This is a genomic window from Erwinia sp. GW821-FHT03D09 (assembly GCF_059420805.1).
Map to the genome: position 1 here is coordinate 84193 of NZ_JBWKUK010000007.1, position 19442 is coordinate 103634.

General features: G+C 55.8%; 14 protein-coding genes and 2 pseudogenes. 9 read left to right on the forward strand and 7 right to left on the reverse strand.

Features of this window, described 5'->3' with window-relative positions:
• Positions 1-21: 21 nt before the first annotated feature.
• Complete coding sequence (locus AC07U6_RS08530; protein ID WP_494764110.1) at positions 22-369, forward strand: hypothetical protein; 348 nt, start codon at positions 22-24, stop codon at positions 367-369.
• A gap of 40 nt (positions 370-409) precedes the next feature.
• On the opposite strand, the gene AC07U6_RS08535 is transcribed toward AC07U6_RS08530, so the two are convergent.
• On the reverse strand, positions 410-1618 hold the full coding sequence (locus tag AC07U6_RS08535) for an MFS transporter (protein ID WP_494764109.1): 1209 nt from the start codon (positions 1616-1618) through the stop codon (positions 410-412).
• A 268-nt stretch (positions 1619-1886) separates the two neighbouring features.
• Positions 1887-2369: pseudogene (locus AC07U6_RS08540) on the reverse strand (type 1 periplasmic-binding domain-containing protein); the annotation flags it as partial.
• 38 nt (positions 2370-2407) lie between these two features.
• Here AC07U6_RS08540 and AC07U6_RS08545 point away from each other — a divergent pair.
• Positions 2408-2818 (forward strand): OmpG porin family protein, encoded by a 411-nt coding sequence (locus tag AC07U6_RS08545; RefSeq protein WP_494764108.1) that lies wholly within the window; start codon positions 2408-2410, stop codon positions 2816-2818.
• Between the two features lie 99 nt (positions 2819-2917).
• Here the strand turns inward: AC07U6_RS08545 and AC07U6_RS08550 are convergent, their stop codons facing one another.
• Together AC07U6_RS08550 and AC07U6_RS08555 are read right to left on the reverse strand one after the other, a co-directional pair.
• Entirely contained in the window at positions 2918-4336 is a 1419-nt protein-coding gene (locus AC07U6_RS08550; protein ID WP_494764107.1) for a PTS transporter subunit IIC, read from the reverse strand.
• Positions 4337-4412: 76 nt separating this feature from the next.
• The gene (locus AC07U6_RS08555; protein ID WP_494764106.1) at positions 4413-5357 is read right to left on the reverse strand and encodes a ribokinase; all 945 of its coding nucleotides are present in this window, start codon (positions 5355-5357) and stop codon (positions 4413-4415) included.
• A gap of 450 nt (positions 5358-5807) precedes the next feature.
• On the opposite strand from AC07U6_RS08555, the gene AC07U6_RS08560 reads away from it, so the two are divergent.
• From AC07U6_RS08560 to AC07U6_RS08570, 3 genes and pseudogenes are all read left to right on the forward strand, one after another.
• Entirely contained in the window at positions 5808-6602 is a 795-nt protein-coding gene (locus AC07U6_RS08560; RefSeq protein ID WP_494764105.1) for a mandelate racemase/muconate lactonizing enzyme family protein, read from the forward strand.
• A complete protein-coding gene (locus AC07U6_RS08565) occupies positions 6559-6933 on the forward strand; it encodes an enolase C-terminal domain-like protein (RefSeq protein ID WP_494764104.1) in 375 nt (124 codons plus the stop codon). The genes AC07U6_RS08560 and AC07U6_RS08565 overlap by 44 nt, the downstream gene beginning before the upstream one ends.
• Before the next feature lie 159 nt (positions 6934-7092).
• A pseudogene (locus AC07U6_RS08570) lies at positions 7093-8083 on the forward strand (MFS transporter).
• Positions 8084-8208: 125 nt separating this feature from the next.
• On the opposite strand, the gene AC07U6_RS08575 reads toward AC07U6_RS08570, so the two are convergent.
• The gene (locus AC07U6_RS08575; protein WP_494764103.1) at positions 8209-9150 is read right to left on the reverse strand and encodes a sugar phosphate isomerase/epimerase family protein; all 942 of its coding nucleotides are present in this window, start codon (positions 9148-9150) and stop codon (positions 8209-8211) included.
• 9 nt (positions 9151-9159) lie between these two features.
• Positions 9160-10338, reverse strand: a complete 1179-nt coding sequence (locus tag AC07U6_RS08580) for a Gfo/Idh/MocA family protein (RefSeq protein ID WP_494764102.1) — start codon at positions 10336-10338, stop codon at positions 9160-9162.
• A 274-nt stretch (positions 10339-10612) separates the two neighbouring features.
• On the opposite strand from AC07U6_RS08580, the gene AC07U6_RS08585 reads away from it, so the two are divergent.
• Complete coding sequence (locus AC07U6_RS08585) at positions 10613-11635, forward strand: LacI family DNA-binding transcriptional regulator (RefSeq protein WP_494764101.1); 1023 nt, start codon at positions 10613-10615, stop codon at positions 11633-11635.
• Between the two features lie 857 nt (positions 11636-12492).
• Positions 12493-13836, forward strand: a complete 1344-nt coding sequence (gdhA, locus tag AC07U6_RS08590) for an NADP-specific glutamate dehydrogenase (RefSeq protein ID WP_494764100.1) — start codon at positions 12493-12495, stop codon at positions 13834-13836.
• A gap of 177 nt (positions 13837-14013) precedes the next feature.
• Here gdhA and AC07U6_RS08595 read toward each other — a convergent pair whose 3' ends face one another.
• On the reverse strand, positions 14014-15408 hold the full coding sequence (locus tag AC07U6_RS08595) for an amino acid permease (RefSeq protein WP_494764099.1): 1395 nt from the start codon (positions 15406-15408) through the stop codon (positions 14014-14016).
• A 605-nt stretch (positions 15409-16013) separates the two neighbouring features.
• Between AC07U6_RS08595 and dld the strand changes: the two genes are divergently transcribed.
• Both dld and AC07U6_RS08605 read left to right on the forward strand, forming a co-directional pair.
• Positions 16014-17705: a D-lactate dehydrogenase gene (gene dld, locus AC07U6_RS08600; RefSeq protein WP_494764098.1), complete on the forward strand. Its 1692-nt coding sequence runs from the start codon at positions 16014-16016 to the stop codon at positions 17703-17705.
• A gap of 38 nt (positions 17706-17743) precedes the next feature.
• Positions 17744-19441, forward strand: a complete 1698-nt coding sequence (locus AC07U6_RS08605) for an Hsp70 family protein (RefSeq protein WP_494764097.1) — start codon at positions 17744-17746, stop codon at positions 19439-19441.
• The last annotated feature ends 1 nt before the right edge of the window (position 19442 follow it).

The following is a 19442-nucleotide window of genomic DNA, read 5'->3' on the forward strand; positions in this document are numbered from 1 at the left end:
AGTTTGTTTGAGGATGGCGGTATGGTGGGTCAGGCTAACCCGGTGTTAATACCGGAACAGCCAGGGTTATTTTCCCTGAATGAGTCATCTCCAGAAGAAGAAACTGAGGCGTTCATCGCTTTGCAGCCGCAGGGTATCAGCGAAAAAACGACCAACGCCACAGAGCAACCATCGGGTACGGTCGATTTTTATCAGCTCTTCACGCATGTTCTTCAGCAGTTTGCCAAAGAGCCTGTCACCGTGGAGCAGCTTCTTGAACATACCGGCCTCAACAAATCACAACTTAATGACTGGCTCAAGCGTGCTGCAGGCGATGGTAATGTGAATAAACTGACGCGCCCGGTTCGTTATCACGTCCCGCAGAAGTAAATCGCCACAGGAGGGCTAACTCTCCTGTGGCGGAGATCACTTACTGGCCCGGCATCTCAACGCAAACCGCAGATGACGAGCGCAGCACGCGCAGCCCCATCAGCACGATAAGCACCATCGCCAGTCCGGCGATCATCGCCACGCTGAATCCGGCCCGTGCGCCGTAGAGATCGATAACCATACCCGCCAGCACGCTGCCCAGCGCCACGCCGAGGCTGATGCCCGTAGTCATCCACGTCAGCCCTTCGGTGATCCTTGAGGGTGGCAGAATTGTGGTGCCGATATTCATCACGATAACCATCGTCGGTGCAAACGACACGCCGGCGAAAAACAGCGTGGCGGCCAGCACGTAGACGCTGGGGGATAAAATCGGGAACAGGGTGGTCACCGCCATCACCACGCCACCGCAGAGGAACTGCTTCTCAACCGGGGCGGTGATTTTTAGCGTACCGAACAGCAGCCCGGCTATCATCGATCCCAGCGCATAGGCTGCCAGCACAAAGCTGGCGGCGGCCGGCCAGCCCTGCATATTGGCGAAGGCGACCACGGCCACTTCAACCGAACCGGCAATCACTCCCAGCGCCAGCAGCGCGAAGACAATAGTGCGCACGCCGGGGATCAGCAGGGTTGAGCTGGTCTGCTTACCGAGGCCTTCCACCACTTTAGGTTCGGTCTGTTTCTGCATCAGAAAGGCGGTAATGCCGACAATCAGCAGCAGCAGCGCGACCAGCGGCCCGGCCTCGGGGAAGAAGCTGGTACTCAGCACGATGGCTACCGGCGGGCCAATGGTAAACACCAGCTCGGTGATCACCGTATCCAGCGAGAACGCGGTGTGCAGTTGCGGCCTGCCGCGAAAAAGCTGTAGCCAGCGGGCGCGGATCATCGCGGGCATGCTTGGCATCGCCCCCGCCAGCAGCGCCAGAATAAACAGCAGCGGGGCCGGTGCCTGCAGATACACCGCGGCAATCAGCGCCGTCAGCATGCCGATGCTGTAGGCGGTGACATACGGCAGCACCCGGCTTTGCCCGCGTCGGTCAACCACTTTGGAGATCTGCGGACCAACCAGTGCATTCGCCAGCGTATAAACGCCGGCCACGGCACCGGCCAGCCAGTACTGCCCGGTCTTCTGCACCAGCATGGTGACAATGCCGATGCCGATCATCGCCTGCGGCAGGCGCACAATAGTACTCGCGACTGCCAGCCCCAGTGCTCCGGGGGTGCTAAACAGTTCGCGATAAGGGTTAGCCATGAAGTCTCCTGTGATTCTCTGATGCTTATCAGCATCCCGCAGCGCGCGGTCTGTCCATTTTATCTTTGTAATACAAAAACCCCGCGCGGGGGCGGGGTGCTGTGCGGCAACCAACGGCTTCGAGGGCGGTGGACGTTCAGCGAGGTGAATTTATTCTTATAGCGCAATCAGTATACGATAAATCCCACTACTTTTTGGGGGATTATTAGTCAAAAGTCGCTGAATTTTTCATGTGCTGATGCCGATTACACTTGTGCCGAAAGCTGATTCAGCGCAGCGTTCCTCGCTTCACCAGCCGCGCATCAAAAACCCGGCTCCCCGGTTTGTCCGCATCCGGTGATAAAAGCAGTTCACAGGCGGCTTCTGCCATCTCCGCCAGCACCATGCCGGGAATGTGGCGGTAGTGTTCGTCGCCGCTGGTCATATACAGATGGGTAAAGGCGTTCGGGTCGATATGCTGTTCGCGGCAGGCCCGTTCCAGGCCGCTGCGCCGGCGATGGCTGGCCACGCGTTGCTCGGGCAGATGCAGGCACAGCGGCTGGCGATAGCCGGCATCCAGCAGCGCCCGGGTACCCGCGTACTGGCCCTCTTCATCGTCGGGAATAAAGCTGGCCAGCGGTGCATTGCTGCTTTCGCAGTTGGCCAGCACGCAGGGCAGGGTGAGCAGCTTTTTCGGCACCTGCACGTGGCGCAGACCCATGGTGGTATAGATCACCCCCGCAGGACGGTGCGACAGCAGCAGATTCATAATGTCATCGCCGCCGCGGCGCCTCGCAAAACGACCGCGATGTGCGTTCGTTCCAGATTGAGCCGGGCGTGCAGTATATTATCAACACCACCACCGGCGTCTGGTTCCGCCAGGCGTTCTCCTCCGGCATTCTCGAGCGGGCGCAGTGGGGCAATATCGACAGCAAGGACTGGACCACCTCGGCAGGCCTCTGGCACAACTGGGGCAGGCTCTCCACCACCTTCAGCGGCTACGGCCACTTTAAAAAGGACAACGCCCTGCAGGATAACAGCGAGGTCTTCCAGGACAGGCGCTATCACTTTATCAAACTGACGGCCAACTATCCGATCACCTCACGCTTTACCGTCTCGGGGGAAGTGACCGGCTCTGATATCTCACAGAGTGGAAACTGGGTGACCAACGGCGATGCGATTACCACCGAATATAAGCTGATGCTGGATTATAATTTTTAACATGGCCGGAACCGGCTGACCGCAATCAGCTTGACTGACGTCTGGCAAGGCTTTCCCCGTGCCCGGATTGAAGATTCCGGGCACATCATTCTGCGTACTTCAGTTAAGTGGCTCAGCCGGGTCCGGGCTGCTAGCAAACCGCGCGGCGTTAATTTTTTTCATCCGCTTAAAGTACCAGGCAAACATGCCCAGGTAGGCCACGGTGGCGACCGCCGCCAGGATCAGGATCTGCGGATTCAGCGTGATACTGGCTTTAGCGATCAGCATCGACAGCATTTTCTCCAGCGGGTCAGAATCCACCGATGAGAACAGCCGATCCTGAGCCATTCCCTGTGGAAAGCTGTGCATGGCGATGGAGGTTTTCGTCACGAATTCAGCAATCAGCGTCGCGGCCCAGAGGAAAAGTGGGATCAGCACCGTGCCGATCAGCGTCATGCGGATCACTTTTCCCTGAGTAATAATCAGCAGCGCGGGGGCCAGCACCGTCAGCAATATGCCGCCGAGCGGCAGGACCTTATTGCCCGGTAGCAGGATGGCCACCACCAGCAGGACAGGGGCCAGAATATTCGCTACGGCCCACAGTTCCGCGCGGGAGGCGAGGATCGGCCAGTCGATAGCAACAAAGATCTGGCGGCCCTTCATGCGCTTCTCCATCATTCTGGCGATACCGTCAGACAGCGGCTTGATCGCCGGCCCAAACCAGTTTCCGACGGTGCCGAACAGCTCCAGTGAAATCCCGGCGGTGAAGGCCAGTGAAAACAGCTCGCTGACCGGCAGTCTGCCGAGTAGCCCGACAAAGAAGCCGAGATAAACGCCGATGGCGAATTTCGATCCCCAAAAGCCGATTTTTTGATTGAGCTTTTCCGCGTCAAAATCGTATTTATCAATAAACGGAATAAACCGTGAAATCAGTTCGTTGATGGCTAAGACCGGCGGACAAATCAGCAGTGAGGGATGCGCGGTAGTGGTAATGCTGCTGCGGTCATACTTCAGCAGCGCTTTGATCTGCGGCTGCATGACGTCTGAATTTATCAGCATCAAAATATACACCGCGCCAACCACGCAGGTGGTTAACACCAGATTGTTGTCCGAGTAATACAGCGTCAGCAGGCCAATTACCGACAGATTCCAGATATTAAACAGATCGACGTTGAGCGTTTTTACTTTATTTAACGTCAGTAAAATCACATTGAGGAGAATACAGACGGCAGCGAAATAGAGCGTATACATCGACCCCCAGGTGATCACCGCCAGCGGTGCCCAGCCCAGATCGGCGATGGATAAGCTGACGCCGGTTGATTTAACAAATTGGGTCAATGCCGGGGCGAAAGCGCCGGTTAACAGCGTAATCACCGCACCCATACCGGTGAGCGCCAGCGCTATCAGAATGCCACCTTCCAGCGCTTTCGATAATTTGACTCTGAACAGCAAGGACAGCAGCGTGATGATAAAAAACATCATCGCCGGTGCACCAAGCGAAATAAAAGCGGTAAACCCGCTATTCATTGCAGAAAACATCGTTCGGCCCTTCCTTTTCCGTGGAATTTACGCGTTATCAGCACTCGGGGTAGTTGCGGGTACGCGTGTCCTGTTATCAGCGTTCGGGACGTTGGTAGGTACACATGCCTTTGCGCAGCTCGGCGTTCACTTCATGAAGAGAGGGGATCGCGTCATGACCACCGTGGCGTGACACTTTTATCCCGGCGACGACCTGGGCAAAGCGAATTGCCTCTTCCAGATTATTCGGGTAATCAATGAGGTAGTTTGCCAACGCGCCAGCGAAGCAGTCTCCGGCTCCGACGGTATCCACCGCATCAACCCGCAGCGCAGGAAAGAACACCGACCGCGCATCGCGATAAAGCAGGCAGCCGCTGCCGCCCATTTTGATAATGACGCTGTTAACCCCCATGCCATGGATCATTTTTGCCGCCGCCAGCGCCGACGATTCATCATTGACGCTGATGCCCGTAATCCGCTCTGTTTCATGACTGTTCGGCACGATGATATCCGCATACGGGAAGCACTCCGGGTTAATACCCTGTACCGGGGCGGGGTCGAGAATAATCAGCATCCCTTTTTTACGTGCCGTTTGCATCGCCGCCAGCACCGACTCTTTACTGGTTTCCATCTGAATCAGCAGGATTTTTCCCTCAATCGAGTTAAGACGCTGGCTGATTTCCGCCGCCCCAAAAGCAAAATTCGCGCCGAGATTCACCAGCAGCGTATTTTCGCCATCCGGCTCCACTATCCCCACGCAGGAACCGGTGCCCACACCGTTTTTCACCATCAGCCAGCCATCGTCTATGTTGCGCTCCCGCAGGTTTTGCCGCAGCTGCCTGCCGGAGGAATCATCGCCAATGCAGCCCAGAAAACAGACCTTCTTGCCATAGCGGGCGGCGCTGACTGCCTGGTTGTTGCCTTTACCGCCCGCGGCTAAACGAATTGATTCGCAGAAGGTGTTATCCCCGCTGGCAGGAAAATGATGGCAGTTAACAATCACATCCAGATTAATACTTCCCATAACGATAATATCGTACATACGCGCTCCCTGGTGTTGGTTCTAAGTTATTTGTTTCGGTAGTGAATATTACTATTTAAGATTTTCTTTTAATGCGTTAAAGGATTATTCAAGATGAGTGAATATACGTTGACTTAGCGTGCTTACTTTGTGTTTTATTGCGGTTTTATTCGTTGGTAGATAATGGTGTTATGGTTGTTTTTATATATTGCTGTTATTTGGCTTCATAATTAAATAAAGGTTTTAAATATTGTTTTCTCGAGAGTTAATGATGTATTTTTATGGCGAGGATTAGGTTTTTATTGTGGATTTTTGAGGCTGATGTTGTCGGATAATTTTCTGAAAAATCAGATCCAGTTCAAACTTTCCAACTAAATGTATCCAGAGCGGCGGATGTGTATGCCGTTTGACAGTCATCGATTTTGACCGTTGCTAGAGTATACCGACATTAACATTGCCAGGTATAACTCGATGTCCAACACACTGAAAATAAAGAAACTTACCCCATTTATCATGCATGTTCCGGTGACGAAAAATATTATCGGTGACTCCACCCACAGCATTACCCACTGGGGCATGCCGGGGGTGATGATTGAAACCGAATGCGGTCTGGTGGGCTATGGCCATACTGGCACCCATGCGGATATCACCACCGACCGGCTGATCACCACCCTTATTACCGACGTCTTTGGCCCAATGCTGATTGGTGAAGACCCGACCGAAGTTCGCTACCTGCACCGCACGTTATCCCGCAGCTCAACCAATATCTGGGTAGGGCGCGGCGGACTGATGCAAATGGCCCTGTCGGCGATTGATATCGCGCTGTGGGAGCTGAAGGCAAAACACGCCGGGCAGCCGCTGTGGCAGCTGTTTGGCGGATCGAAGCAGGCAAAAGTGTCGGCCTACAACACCGACTGCGGATGGCCGGTGCGCGACACCACCGAGCTGGTGGATGACTGTAAAAAAATGATCTTCGAAGAGGGCTTTAACGCCATCAAGATGAAGATCGGCAAGCCGGACCCGAAGGAGGATATCCGCCGTATTGAAGCCGTCAGGAAGGCGATTGGTGACGATGCGCAGCTGATGGTGGATGCCAATGCAAAATGGGATATCAGCACGGCTAAGCAGTACGGTCCGCGCCTGGCCGACTATGACATCACCTGGTTTGAAGAGCCGATGTGGCACGATGATGTCTCCAGTCATCGAGAGCTGGCAAAGGCACATGACCACGCCGATTGCGCTTGGCGAGCTGTTGTATCAGTTTGATTCATTTAAGGAGTTTGTGCTGGCCGGTGCCGTTGACTACCTGCAGCCTGATGCTACGCGCTGCGGCGGCCTGACGGCAGTGTGGGAAATTGCCGATCTGGGCATGGCGTTTAACCTGCCGGTTACCCCGCATCACGGTGATATGATGCAGGCGCAGCTGCACCTGGTAATGGCACATCCGGCCTGCTCGCTGCTGGAGTATATTCCGTGGACGCTGGACTGCTTCGTGAACCTGGTGGTAGTGAAAGACGGCGTATATCAAACACCCACTGAGCCGGGGGCAGGCACCACGTTACGCCAGGAGGCTTTAGAACGCTTCAGCGTCAGATAATCCGATATTATCGTCAGCGGGTGCTGAATAAAGGGTGGCTAATCGTTGATTAATCACCCGGGCATTCTGCGGCGAAAATAACGAATTTTAGATTACAGGGCTGTACCCTTTATTTCATCACTGTATCGATAATTAAAATAACATCAGCAGAGGAATGTCATGGATAATACGTCTCCCGACCATTTGTCCGTCGCCATCAGTAAAGCGATAAAAAGAATCATCCCGATGGTGACGCTTATGTTTATTCTGGCCTATCTGGATCGGGCCAATATTGGCTTCGCTAAACAACAATTTCAGTACGATACCGGCCTTAGCGATGCTGCCTACGCGTTTGGCGCGGGAATATTTTTTATCGGCTATGCGCTGTTTGAAGTACCCAGCAATATTCTGCTGTATAAAGTGGGCGCCAGAATATGGCTCGGCAGAATTATGATTACCTGGGGCCTGGTTTCCGCCTCAATGATGTTTGCCCGTACCGATAACGTTTTTATCTTCCTGCGTTTTTTACTCGGCGTGAGCGAGGCCGGTTTCTTCCCGGGGGTGATTCTGTATCTGACGTTCTGGTTCCCGCTGCATATCCGTGCCAGGGTGACCGGCTATTTCCTGTTCGGTGCGCCGCTGGCGTTTATTGAAGAAAGGGCTGTCCGACAAGCTGATGGTGGGCTTTGTCACCGCCATTCCACCGCTGTGTGCAGCGATAGCCGTGTATTACGTGCCGCGAATTTCCGAGAAGCTGGGCGAGCGGCGGATCGTGGCGGCGGTGACCTTTATGCTGGGCGCTGCGGGCATTGCCATCTCCGGCTTTGCCGACAGCGTGCCGGTTATCGCTATCACCGCGCTGTGCGTGGCCGCAGCGGGCCACCTGGCAATGCAGGCATTGTACTGGACGTTCCCTTCTTCCTATCTGGGCGGCACGGCGGCGGCTTCCGGTATTGCGCTGATTAACTCGATGGGCAACCTGGGCGGTTTTGTTGCGCCGAACATCCGGGTATGGGCCGAGCAGACATTCCACTCCGTGCGGGCAGGGCTGTATTTCCTCGCGCTGGTGACCTTTATCGGCGGCGTGATGATCCTGCTGCTGCGCCGTATGGGAATGGATAAAAAGATGGCGGTTCCTTGCTCCACGGAGCCTTCCGCTGCGCTGAAATAAAAGAGATGAAGCTGGCTGCATTGCCGTAACCCAATTCTCAAACTGGTAACGCAACAGCTCCGAAGCGGGCGGAATTTGCCACCGGCAGGGCCATCCGCCGCGCTGAATGAAGAGGCTAAGCAGAACTACTGGCTGATAGTTTGTTGCAGTGCGGCGATAGAGGAGGTGACGCCCGCTTCCACCGACATGGTGAGATCTTCCATCTCCAGAGAAACCCAGTCGTTGTAGCCCATCATACGTACCACCGAGAAGAACTCCTTCCACCACTGCAGATCCTGGCCGCAGCCAACGGCCACGTAGTTCCACGCGCGGTTGGTGACGTCTTCCACCGGTTTGGTCTCCAGCAGGCCGTTGATGCCGACCAGGCCGCGCTCCATACGCACGTCTTTGCCGTGAACGTGATGGATCGCCGGGCCAAGGGCGCGGGCGGCGGCAATCGGGTCAGCGCCCATCCACAGCAGGTGGCTTGGATCGAGGTTCAGGCCAACGGTTGGGCCAACGGCATCGCGCAGGCGGAACAGCGTTTCCGGGTTCCACACCAGCATTGAGCTGAAGTTTTCCAGCGCGAATTTCTCCACGCCGCACTCTTTCGCCCGGGCAACCAGTCCCTGCCAGTAAGGGATGGCGACTTCATTCCACTGGTAGTCGAGGCAGTTTTTCAGCGTTGGCGGCCAGCTGACGGTGTAGGTGATCCAGTTCGGGATGGTGTCCTGCGGGCTGGCCGGCGGCAGGCCGCTCATCATCACGATTTTCTTCACGCCAAAGTGGCCCGCCAGCTGTAACGCTTTATCGGTATCGCTTTTGTGGCACCGGCACAGCTCGCCCGGATCGAGCGGGTTGCCGGAGACGTTCAGCGCAGCAATCTGCATGCCGCGGCTTTCCAGCGCCTGAAGAACCTGCTGGCGCTTAGCCGGGCTGGCCAGCAGCTCGTCGGTGCGCAGGTGCGGGGCGGAGGACCAGCCGCCGGTGGTCATCTCCACGCCGGTCACGCCGAGCTCCAGCAGTTTATCCAGCATCGCTTCAAAGGGCAGGTGGCCCAGGCTGTCGGTACAGAATGATAATTTCATGGCGATGTCTTACTCGTAGTTAACCCAGGTGGAGCCGTTGTCGGCGGAACGTACACAGTTTTCAATCCAGCGAACGCCTTCCAGACCGGCGTCGATATTGGGATAAATCAGGTTTTCCAGCGTCTGACGATCGCCGCGCTGCTGCGCGCTGATGGCGACGGCGAATTTCAGGTAGATATTGGCCCAGGATTCGGCCAGCCCTTCGGTGTGCAGCACGCCCAGGCGTTCGTCGGCCAGCGCGCTTTCGTCGAGGTACGGCATACCGTGGTGCAGGGTTTGCGTTGGCTGGCCCTGAATTTCATACTTCAGCTCGCCCGGGTTGTAATCGCTCCACTGCAGGCTGGCTTTGGAACCAATCACGCGGATGAACTGGCTGTCCATGGAACCGGCGTTGATGGAAGAAGCCCACATACGGCCAACCGCGCCGCCTTCATAGTGCATCAGCACCATGGCGTTATCTTCCAGTGGCGCGCGTGACGGGATAAAGCTCTGGCGGTCGCACAGCAGCGATTTGATATGCAGCTCCGGCAGCACCAGCTGGGAGATGTAGAAGGTGTGGGTGGAAATATCACCCAGCACGAACGTCGGTCCGGCAATTTTCGGGTCCACGCGCCATTTCTGCGCTTCGCTGAATTTGTCGGCGCTGTCGTTAGCGCTGAAGCCGTGGGTGTACTGGAGTTCCACCATGCGCACCTCGCCGATTTCACCATTGGCGATCATCGCCCGCATCTGCATCAGCAGCGGATGGCCGGAGAAGCCGTAGGTGACGCCAACAATCAGCCCTTTTTCCGCTGCCAGCGCTTTGATTTCACGTGCTTCTACGGTGGTGAAGAACAGCGGCTTTTCGCAAATCACGTGGATACCGGCGTTCAGCGCGGCTTTGGTGATTTCATAGTGGGTGCCGTTTGGCGTAGCGATGGTCACCACTTCGATGCCGTCTTCGCGCTTTGCTTCTTCTGCCAGCAGCTGTTGGTAGTTGTCGTAGCAGCGTTCCGCCGCCACGCCGAGGTTGACGCCGAAATCGCGGCCGCGCTCGGCATCGATATCAAAGGCGCAGGCCACCAGTTGATAGGCGGTGTTATCGCGCAGCGCGCCGCTGCGATGTTTGTAACCGACCTGGCTCAGGCGACCGCCGCCGATCATGGCCCAGCGCAGAGGACGAGGGATTTTTCTTTCGCCGTTAAGCATATCTGACTCCTGAATGTTTTTTGCACCCGGGTGCAAAAAAGGATGTTAAACGGGTTTCACAGACGGTGATAAGCGGTGTTGCTGTTGCTTGTCATGTGCTGCACTTTTAGAGATGGCGAAGATTAAGTCAATCGACCTGATGCAAAATTCACCATCTGGATCACACAAATTTAACACTTTGCACCCGATTGCATTTTGTTTTTCGATTTCTTTTCCGCCGGGTTTAGCGTTCAATGCAGTGGGCAGATTGGGCAAACTCTGAAACGCAGGGGCTATGACAACAAAAACGAAATTGCACCATAAAACCACCGCCAACGATGTGGCAAAGCGGGCCGGCGTGTCGAAATGGACGGTTTCACGGGCTTTTACGCCGGGGGCGTCGGTTTCCGATCGGGCACGAGAGAAGGTGCTGGCCGCCGCAGGTGAGCTGGGGTACCGGCCAAATCTGCTGGCGCGTAGCCTGTCGAAAAAGAAAACCAATATTATCGGTGTGGTTATCGACGAGCTGAAAAACCCGCATCTGATGCTGCTGCTGGATGCCGTTACCCGCCAATTGCAGCGGCGCGGCTGCATGGCGCTAACGCTGAATATCACCCCGGGGGAAAACTACACCTCGGTGATGACCATGGCCGATCAGCTGCAGGTGGATGGCATTTTGTTCCTCGGTACGCTGCTGACCGACGAACTGATCGCCGTGGCGCACGATATGCTGCATATTCCGCTGGTTCAGGTGTGCCGCAATAACGACGCGGACGATATCGATGTGGTCAATATCAACGGCATCCAGGCAGGGCGCGATATCGCTAACCTGCTGTTGCAGCAGGGATATGATCGCTTCGGCTACATGAAAGGACCGGATACCAGCAACGATCATTTACAGCGAATGGAAGGCTACAGTGCGCGGTTGCAGGATGCGGGCCATGATGTCGGCGTGCTGCTGACCGCCGGGCATTACGATCGGCAGTCGGGCTATCGGGCGATGGCCGACTATCTGCAATCGGTGCCCGCAGAGCAGTGGGTGGACGCGCTGTTTTGTGAGAACGATATTCTGGCGCTGGGTGCGCTGGAAGCCCTCATGCTGGCCGGGAGACAGGGCGAAATCGGCATTGTTGGTTTTGACGATATCGACGATGCCGCTGCCGAAGGCTGGCAGCTGACCACGTTCAGCCAGCGTATTGATTTGCTGATTGCCGAGGCGCTCAACCGGTTGATTGACGACCAGGCGACACCGGAAGGCGCGTGGCAGAGAGGCGAAATACGCATCCGGCGATCCCATCTGAAGAATCGCCTGAAATAGCACTGTGATACGGAGTGTACGGCTTTTATGTCGGCATTCCGTTATTAACGGCCTGACGTATCCTGCGCGTTTAATCATATTTTTTTGCCCCAGCCGAACAAAAACCGATAATTTCCGCAGGGCGAGAAGACTGTCATTTAGATTAATTTCTTTGTCCTGCCGGTACGCTCCCAGTGGGAGTCCGGCTGAGGAAACTCATGTTTTCTCAAAAAATATGATGATGGCCGATCCGCCAGATGGGGTGAATCAGCCGGATACTCAGGGGGGTTAGCCCCGTTCACCTGGTTGAATACACTTAAAATCATTTTTATTACGATATTTTATCATTGTTATTCCTGAGGTGGTACCGGGATTATTGTTATTAAAATAAAACCCTCTTACCTTTTAAAAACTCATTTCATATATTGATGGAGGTCATTTTTATTCTTCTTTATTCATTTTCGTTAATCTTATGGATTTATATTTATCGTTATTTTTTCGCGTTAATTAAAAGAGTTTTTCTGGCTATGATTAACTTTAATTAATATTTTCTCGTCATAACTTTTTCTTATGAATTTGCGTAACTTCATGTAATTATGATGGTTTGCCAATGTGTCTTCGTGTCTTGTTTTGGTTTGTTTAATTACTATCAGATCCTCAGAAACCCGCGCCGTTTGTGCCGTTGAGCCTGATTCTTAGTTAAGTTTTTCCCCTGATGATTTCGCGAATATAGCACCTTAAGGATTTAAGGTTGAAAACTTTTTTGTTGTGCGGCGGAAAAGCGATGATATAGTCGTTGACGCACAATATTACCTCACTGGCTATTCAAATAACTCTTAATTAGCACCAGTGACATCCCACAGTCAGAAGGATTTAGAATGAAAGGTTTTAACTCTCTGGAGTCGTTTCTAACCTCCGTCCAACAGCGTGACCCTAATCAGCCGGAATACCTGCAGGCGGTACGTGAAGTCTTTACCTCTCTGTGGCCGTTTCTGGAACAGAACCCGCTGTATCAGGAGCAGGGATTGCTGGAACGTTTGGTGGAACCAGAGCGAGCCATTCAGTTTCGCGTAGCCTGGACCGACGACCGTGGCCAGGTACAGGTGAACCGCGCATGGCGTGTACAGTTCAGCTCTGCCATTGGTCCTTATAAAGGCGGTATGCGTTTCCATCCTTCTGTAAACCTGTCAATTCTGAAGTTCCTCGGTTTTGAACAAACCTTTAAAAATGCCCTGACCACGCTGCCAATGGGCGGGGGTAAAGGCGGTTCTGACTTCAATCCGAAAGGCAAAAGCAACGCCGAAGTGATGCGCTTCTGCCAGGCGCTGATGACTGAGCTGTATCGTCACCTTGGCCCGGATACCGACGTTCCTGCCGGCGATATCGGCGTGGGCGGCCGTGAAGTTGGCTTTATGTCCGGGATGATGAAAAAGCTGTCTAATAACACCAGCTGCGTCTTCACCGGTAAGGGTCTGACGTTTGGCGGCAGCCTGATCCGTCCTGAAGCCACTGGCTACGGCCTGGTGTACTTCACCGATGCGATGCTGAAGCGCCACGGTCTGGGCTTCGAGGGCAGCCGTGTTTCCGTCTCCGGTGCGGGTAACGTGGCGCAGTACGCCATCGAGAAAGCGCTGGAGCTGGGTGCCCGCGTGGTGACCGCTTCCGATTCCGGCGGTACCGTGGTGGATGAAGAAGGCTTCACTACCGAGAAGCTGGCGCATCTGGCCGAGATCAAAAACGTGCGCTACGGTACCGTGGAAGACTACGCCCGCGAACGTAACCTGGTTTACCTCGCCGGTCAGCAGCCGTGGAGCGTGCCTGCGGATATCGCGCTGCCGTGCGCAACGCAGAACGAACTGGATCTGCCTGCCGCTAAGCAGCTGATCGCCAACGGCGTGAAGGCCGTTGCTGAAGGTGCGAACATGCCAACTACGATTGCCGCAACCGACGCCTTCCTGGATGCCGGCGTGCTGTTTGCTCCGGGCAAAGCGGCTAACGCCGGTGGCGTGGCAACGTCTGGTCTGGAAATGGCGCAGAACGCCGCGCGTCTGAGCTGGAAGGCTGAGAAAGTGGATATTCGCCTGCAGCACATCATGCTGGATATTCACCACGCCTGCGTTGAACACGGCGGTGAAGGCAAGCAGACTCATTACGTTCACGGTGCGAACATCGCCGGCTTCGTTAAAGTGGCTGATGCGATGCTGGCGCAGGGCGTACTGTAAGCGATTACGCCACCGGACGGTGGGCACAGCGCTCACCGCAGGCGGCATCTGTAGAGACGCCGTCTACTGCAAAACAGGCCCTGACGGTTATCCATCAGGGCCTGTTTTCTTATGCGGCCTGTCGCCACACGATTAAGTTTTTTCAGCAGCCAGGCACACGGCCACTCGTTCAGGCGCTCACACCACCTCTGATTTAACCTGCGCTTTGCGCTGCTTCACCCGCCAGACCCACTCCAGCAGAATAAACCACAGCGGCATGGTACACAGCGCCGTCAGCGTATCGGCATCAAACACCATCACCACCAGCGAGAACAGGAAGAACAGCAGCGTCAGCCAGCTCATGGCGATGCCCGCCGGCATCTTAAAGGTAGAGCGCTGGTGCAGGTCCGGGCGGCGTTTGCGGTACACCAGATAGGCAATCAGGATCATCGCCCAGCTATAGAGCACCAAAATCGCCGCCAGCGTGGAGACAACGGTAAACAGCGTCATCACGTCCGGCACCAGGAACAACAGCAGCGTGCCGATCAGCATGCAGAAGCAGGTAAACAGCAGGCTGTGTACCGGAATGGAAGTGGTACGCGACAGAATGCGGAACTGCCAGTGGGCGTGATTGTCCACCGACAGGCCGTAGAGCATGCGGGTGCTGGAGTAAACGCCGCTGTTGGCGGAGGACATCGCCGAGGTGAGGGCAACGAAGTTGATAACCGCTGCCGCTGCCGGAAGCCCGGCTTTATCGAACAGGGTGACGAACGGGCTGGTATTCGGTGCAATGTGCTGCCAGGAGGTGACGGCGATAATCACCACCATCGACAGCACGTAAAAAATGATAATACGCATCGGGATGGCTTTAATCGCCTTCGGCAGCACCCGTTCCGGCGAGCGGGTTTCGGCGCTCATGGTGCCCAGCAGCTCAATCCCGGTGTAGGAGAAGATGGCGATCTGGAACCCGGCAAAGAAACCGACGATGCCGTGTGGCATAAACACCTGCGGATCCGTGACGTTGCTGAGCGACGCCTGCACGCCATCCGGCGAGGTCCAGCCGCTGGCGATCATCCAGCTGCCGGTGACGATCAGCGCCACGATGGCGATCACCTTGATCATGGCGAACCAGAACTCGGCCTCGCCAAACATCTTTACCGACAGCAGATTAAGCAGGCACAGCAGCGCCAGCGCTGACAGCGCCGGTATCCACGGCGACAGTTCCGGCAGCCAGTACTGCACATAGCCGCCGCAGACCACCACATCGGCAATGCAGGTCACCACCCAGCTCAGCCAGTAGGACCAGCCGAGATAGAAGCTGGCTTTCGGCCCCAGATAGTCGGCCACAAAGTCGGCAAATGAGCGATAGTCCAGCCGGGTCAGCAGCAGCTCACCCATCGCCCGCATGGTCATATACATAAAGAATCCGACCACCACGTAGGTGATCAGGATGGAGGTTCCCGAAACGGCAATGGTTTTACCGGCCCCCATAAACAGCCCGGTACCGATGGCACCGCCGAGGGCGATCAGCTGGATATGGCGGGAACTCAGGCCCCGGTGCAGATTTTGCTGCGTATCCGCTTGGTCAGACATGGCATCCTCTCAATATTTTTTGCAGGCAAAGCGATCCCGTCCCGATAAAAACGGGTTTCAGGCGTACTATGCGACGAGAAAACGGGCAGCGCCGTATGGCCTTCACTCAGGCCAAAACCGCTGGCGGGAGGTGAGCGAGTTGCCTAATGCTGGCCGTGGGGGATAACAATGTCAACACAGAATAGCTCGTAATTATTCACTTTTTGATCACATTCAAGTTTCTGAAAAACAGAAGAAAAAATAATTTTATGCATTTTAAGTGAATAAAATATGCATAAAAATACTTCGCCTATGGCTGCTAAAAAGCTAACTATTTATTCATCCTTTCCTGCCGTTTTTTTCGGAAAAATAATCCACGGTCAGAATAAAAATGCGACGCGCTATTTCTGGGCGAACGGCCAGTCATCCAGTCGATCGCCTCTGCATAATGTGCTTTCACCGAAGATCTATCTGAAATTACCGAACTGGCTGAAATCATTATCAATCTTGTGGATTTATCCGCCGATAAACCACGGTATTTTCTGTCGATTGGTGCTAGCTCTGGCGGAAAAGTGTCAGGTACACTCTTTACGCACATCAATCTTCCAGGGAGAGGTCAACCCGCTATGCAACATGCCAATACCCTACAACAGCTTGGCAAGGTGGTCGGTGCCGACGGCCTGATTACCGACAGCTATCAGAAAGCGTACTACTGCAAAGGATTTCGCGTGGGCCACGGTGAAGCGCTGGCCGTGGTGCTGCCCGCGTCGCTGATTCAGCTCTGGCAGGCGCTCAAGGTTTGCCAACAAAACGACGTGATTATTCTGATGCAGGCATCCAATACCGGCGTGACCGGCGGATCGACGCCGCACGGAGACGATTACGATCGCCCGGTGGTGATTATCAACACCCGCAAAATCAAAGGGGTGCAGGTGATCGATGAGGCGCAGCAGATTATTGCCTTCCCCGGCAGCACGCTGACCGAACTGGAAGAGAGCCTGAAGCCGTACGGCAAAGAACCCCATTCGGTGATTGGTTCTTCCTGCATTGGTGCCTCTGTGGTCGGCGGCATCTGTAATAACTCCGGCGGATCGCTGTTGCAGCGTGGCCCGGCGTTTACCGAAAAATCCCTGTTTGCCCGTATCACCGACGATGGCCAGCTGGAGATGGTGAATCATCTGGGTATCGATCTGGGAACCGAGCCGGAGCAGATGATTGCCCGGCTGGAGTCCGGCGATTACACCACTGGCACCGCCGCCGACTGGCAGGGGAAAATCTGGGCCGATGACTATGCTTCGGTGATCAAAGATGTTGATGCCGTGACCCCAACGCGTTTTAACGGCAATCCGCAGTATCTGCACGACAGTGCGGGCTGCGCAGGTAAGGTGATTGTGTTTGCCGTGCGCCTCGCTACCTTTGACGCTACGCCGCAGGAAGACACCTTCTATATTGGCACCAACGATGAACAGGTGCTGCTGGAGCTGCGCCGCTATCTGATTGAAAAAATTGAACAGCTGCCGATTCAGGCGGAATACATTCACCGCAATGCCTTCCGCCTGACGCTGCGCTATGCCCGCCACATGCTGCTGTCGATTAAACGATTTGGCCCGTCGGCGCTGCCGGGGCTGATGCAGAAAAAAGCCCGCTGGGATGCGCGGGTGAAGCAGTTGAAGCTGCTGCCCGACAACACCATCGATAAGCTGATCCAGCTGGGCAACAGGCTGGCACCATCGACCATTTCTCCGCGCCTGCTGTCGTGGCATCGTCGCTATGAGCATCATCTGATGATCAAGGTCGCGCACGAAGAAGCTGCCGCGATGAACCGCCTGCTGACCGCTTTCTTTGCCGAGCGCAACGGTGACTGGTTCCACTGTACGGAAGCGGAGCAGGGCGATGCGTTTCTGGTGCGTTTCGGCGTGGGCGCCTGCACGGTATTTTACTGCGACTACTACGGCATCAACACCGACCGCCGGCTGATTGCCTTCGACGTGGCGCTGCGGCGTAACGACGAGCAGTGGATGATCCAGCTGCCGCCCGAACTCCAGGCGCAGGTGCTGGAAGGTTCCTGCTGCGGCCACTTCTTCTGTCTGGTCAATCACCAGGACTACATCCTGAAACCCGGCGTGGACGGCGCGGCCTTTAAAGACGCGGTGCTGGAATACCTCGATCGGCGCGGGGCGAAGTACCCGGCGGAGCATAACATTGGCCATCTGTATCACGCCTCCAGCGAGCACCAGCAGCATTTTCATCAGCTTGACCCGACTAACAGCTGCAATCCGGGTATCGGCAAAACCAGCAAGAAAAAGAACTGGGCATAACATTAACCCGCGCGGTCGGGTCAACAAGGACAGCGTGAATGACCACCGATTTAGTCATTGGTATCGATCTTGGCACCTCAAACAGTCTGCTGTGCCTGTGGCGCAACGGGCGTTCAGAACTGGTGGCGAACCGCTTTGGCGACTTTCTGACGCCCTCGGTCGTCGGCGTGGACGATGCGGGCAATATGCTGGTGGGCCAGCCCGCTAAGGCGCGGCTGCAATCGCATCCTCACCTCACCGTGGGCAGCTTTAAGCGCCATATGGGCAGTGAAACCACGCTCAGGCTCGGCAGCCAGAGCTTCCGCGCCGAGGAACTGTCTGCGATCCTGCTGCGTCAGTTGAAAGAGGATGCGGAAAACGCACTCGGCCAGCCGGTGTCCTGTGCGGTGATCACCGTTCCGGCCTATTTCAACGACGTGCAGCGCCGGGCAGTGAAAACTGCCGGCGAGCTGGCGGGGCTGGAGGTCAAAAGACTGCTGAACGAACCGACCGCTGCCTCGCTGGCGTTTGGCCTGCTGCATAATCAGCAGCAGAAGTACCTGACTTTTGACCTCGGCGGCGGCACCTTCGATGTGTCGATTATCGATATGTTCGACGGCGTGGTGGAAGTGCGCTCCAGCAGCGGCGATGTATTCCTCGGCGGTGATGATTTTAACGCGGCGATCCTGCGCTGGATGCAGCAGCAGTTCTCTGAGCTAAACCAGGCGGAAGGGGAGCTTTATGCCAGCCTCAGCCTGCTGGCCGAACACCTGAAGTGCGATCTCACTCAGTCATCTCCTGCGACCGCAGAGCTGGAATGGCAGGGTAAACGCTGGCTCTGGGAGCTGAGCGAGGCGAAGTTTGCCGAGATTTGTAGTGAGCTGATTGCCCGCATCCAGCGGCCAGTCAGTCAGGCGCTGCAGGACGCCCGCTTCACCCTTGACCAGCTGGATCACGTGCTGCTGGTTGGCGGTGCCACGCGTATGCCGCTGATCCGCCAGACCGTGGCCCGCCTGTTTGGCCGCTTCCCGCGCCACGATCTGCACCCTGACCAGGCGGTCGCGCTTGGCGCAGGCGTTCAGGCCGGGATGGTGATGGAGGACAGCGCCGTTGAAGACGTGATCCTTACCGACGTGATGCCCTATTCGCTGGGCGTGGCGACAATGCGCGAGCAGCATGGCCGCCAGGAAGCGGGCTTCTTCCTGCCGCTGATTGAGCGCAATACCTTCCTGCCGGTCAGCATGGAGAAGACTCTGTGTACCGCCACGGACAATCAGACCGTGGTGGAGATTGAGATCTACCAGGGCGAAGGACGGCGGGTGAAGGACAATATCCAGCTCGGCGAAATCAAACTCGAGGTGCCGCCGCGCAAGGCCGGTGAAATCAGCATTGACGTGCGCTTTACCTATACACTGGACGGCATTCTGGAAGTGGAGTGCCGCTCGTCGGTATCGGAAGCGACCAGCCGCCTGGTGATTGAAAACGTGCCCGGTCAGATGAGTGCGGAGGCGATCCAGCAGAGTCTTGAGCGGCTGGCCTCGCTGAAGCAGCATCCGCGCGATCGGCCGGAAAACCGCCGGGTGCTGACGCGCTGCAATGAGCTTTATCGCTTCCTGCTGGGCGAAGAGCGGCAGCAGATCGATGCCGCGCTTTCGGCGTTTGAACAGCTGCTGGAAACCCAGGACGTGCGTCAGATTGCCGGTTTCCGCCAGCATCTGGAGCAGATGCTGTCCCGCTATGATAACTGGACCCGGTAAG

Coding starts and splice junctions, on each gene's coding strand:
- AC07U6_RS08595 (WP_494764099.1), bottom strand. CDS start 15,408: ATGTCTGACCAAGCGGATACGCAGCAAAATCTGCACCGGGGCCTGAGT.
- AC07U6_RS08560 (WP_494764105.1), top strand. CDS start 5,808: ATGTCCAACACACTGAAAATAAAGAAACTTACCCCATTTATCATGCAT.
- AC07U6_RS08550 (WP_494764107.1), bottom strand. CDS start 4,336: ATGTTTTCTGCAATGAATAGCGGGTTTACCGCTTTTATTTCGCTTGGT.
- AC07U6_RS08575 (WP_494764103.1), bottom strand. CDS start 9,150: ATGAAATTATCATTCTGTACCGACAGCCTGGGCCACCTGCCCTTTGAA.
- AC07U6_RS08580 (WP_494764102.1), bottom strand. CDS start 10,338: ATGCTTAACGGCGAAAGAAAAATCCCTCGTCCTCTGCGCTGGGCCATG.
- AC07U6_RS08555 (WP_494764106.1), bottom strand. CDS start 5,357: ATGTACGATATTATCGTTATGGGAAGTATTAATCTGGATGTGATTGTT.
- gdhA (WP_494764100.1), top strand. CDS start 12,493: ATGAAAGGTTTTAACTCTCTGGAGTCGTTTCTAACCTCCGTCCAACAG.
- dld (WP_494764098.1), top strand. CDS start 16,014: ATGCAACATGCCAATACCCTACAACAGCTTGGCAAGGTGGTCGGTGCC.
- AC07U6_RS08565 (WP_494764104.1), top strand. CDS start 6,559: ATGACCACGCCGATTGCGCTTGGCGAGCTGTTGTATCAGTTTGATTCA.
- AC07U6_RS08535 (WP_494764109.1), bottom strand. CDS start 1,618: ATGGCTAACCCTTATCGCGAACTGTTTAGCACCCCCGGAGCACTGGGG.
- AC07U6_RS08585 (WP_494764101.1), top strand. CDS start 10,613: ATGACAACAAAAACGAAATTGCACCATAAAACCACCGCCAACGATGTG.
- AC07U6_RS08605 (WP_494764097.1), top strand. CDS start 17,744: ATGACCACCGATTTAGTCATTGGTATCGATCTTGGCACCTCAAACAGT.
- AC07U6_RS08530 (WP_494764110.1), top strand. CDS start 22: ATGGTGGGTCAGGCTAACCCGGTGTTAATACCGGAACAGCCAGGGTTA.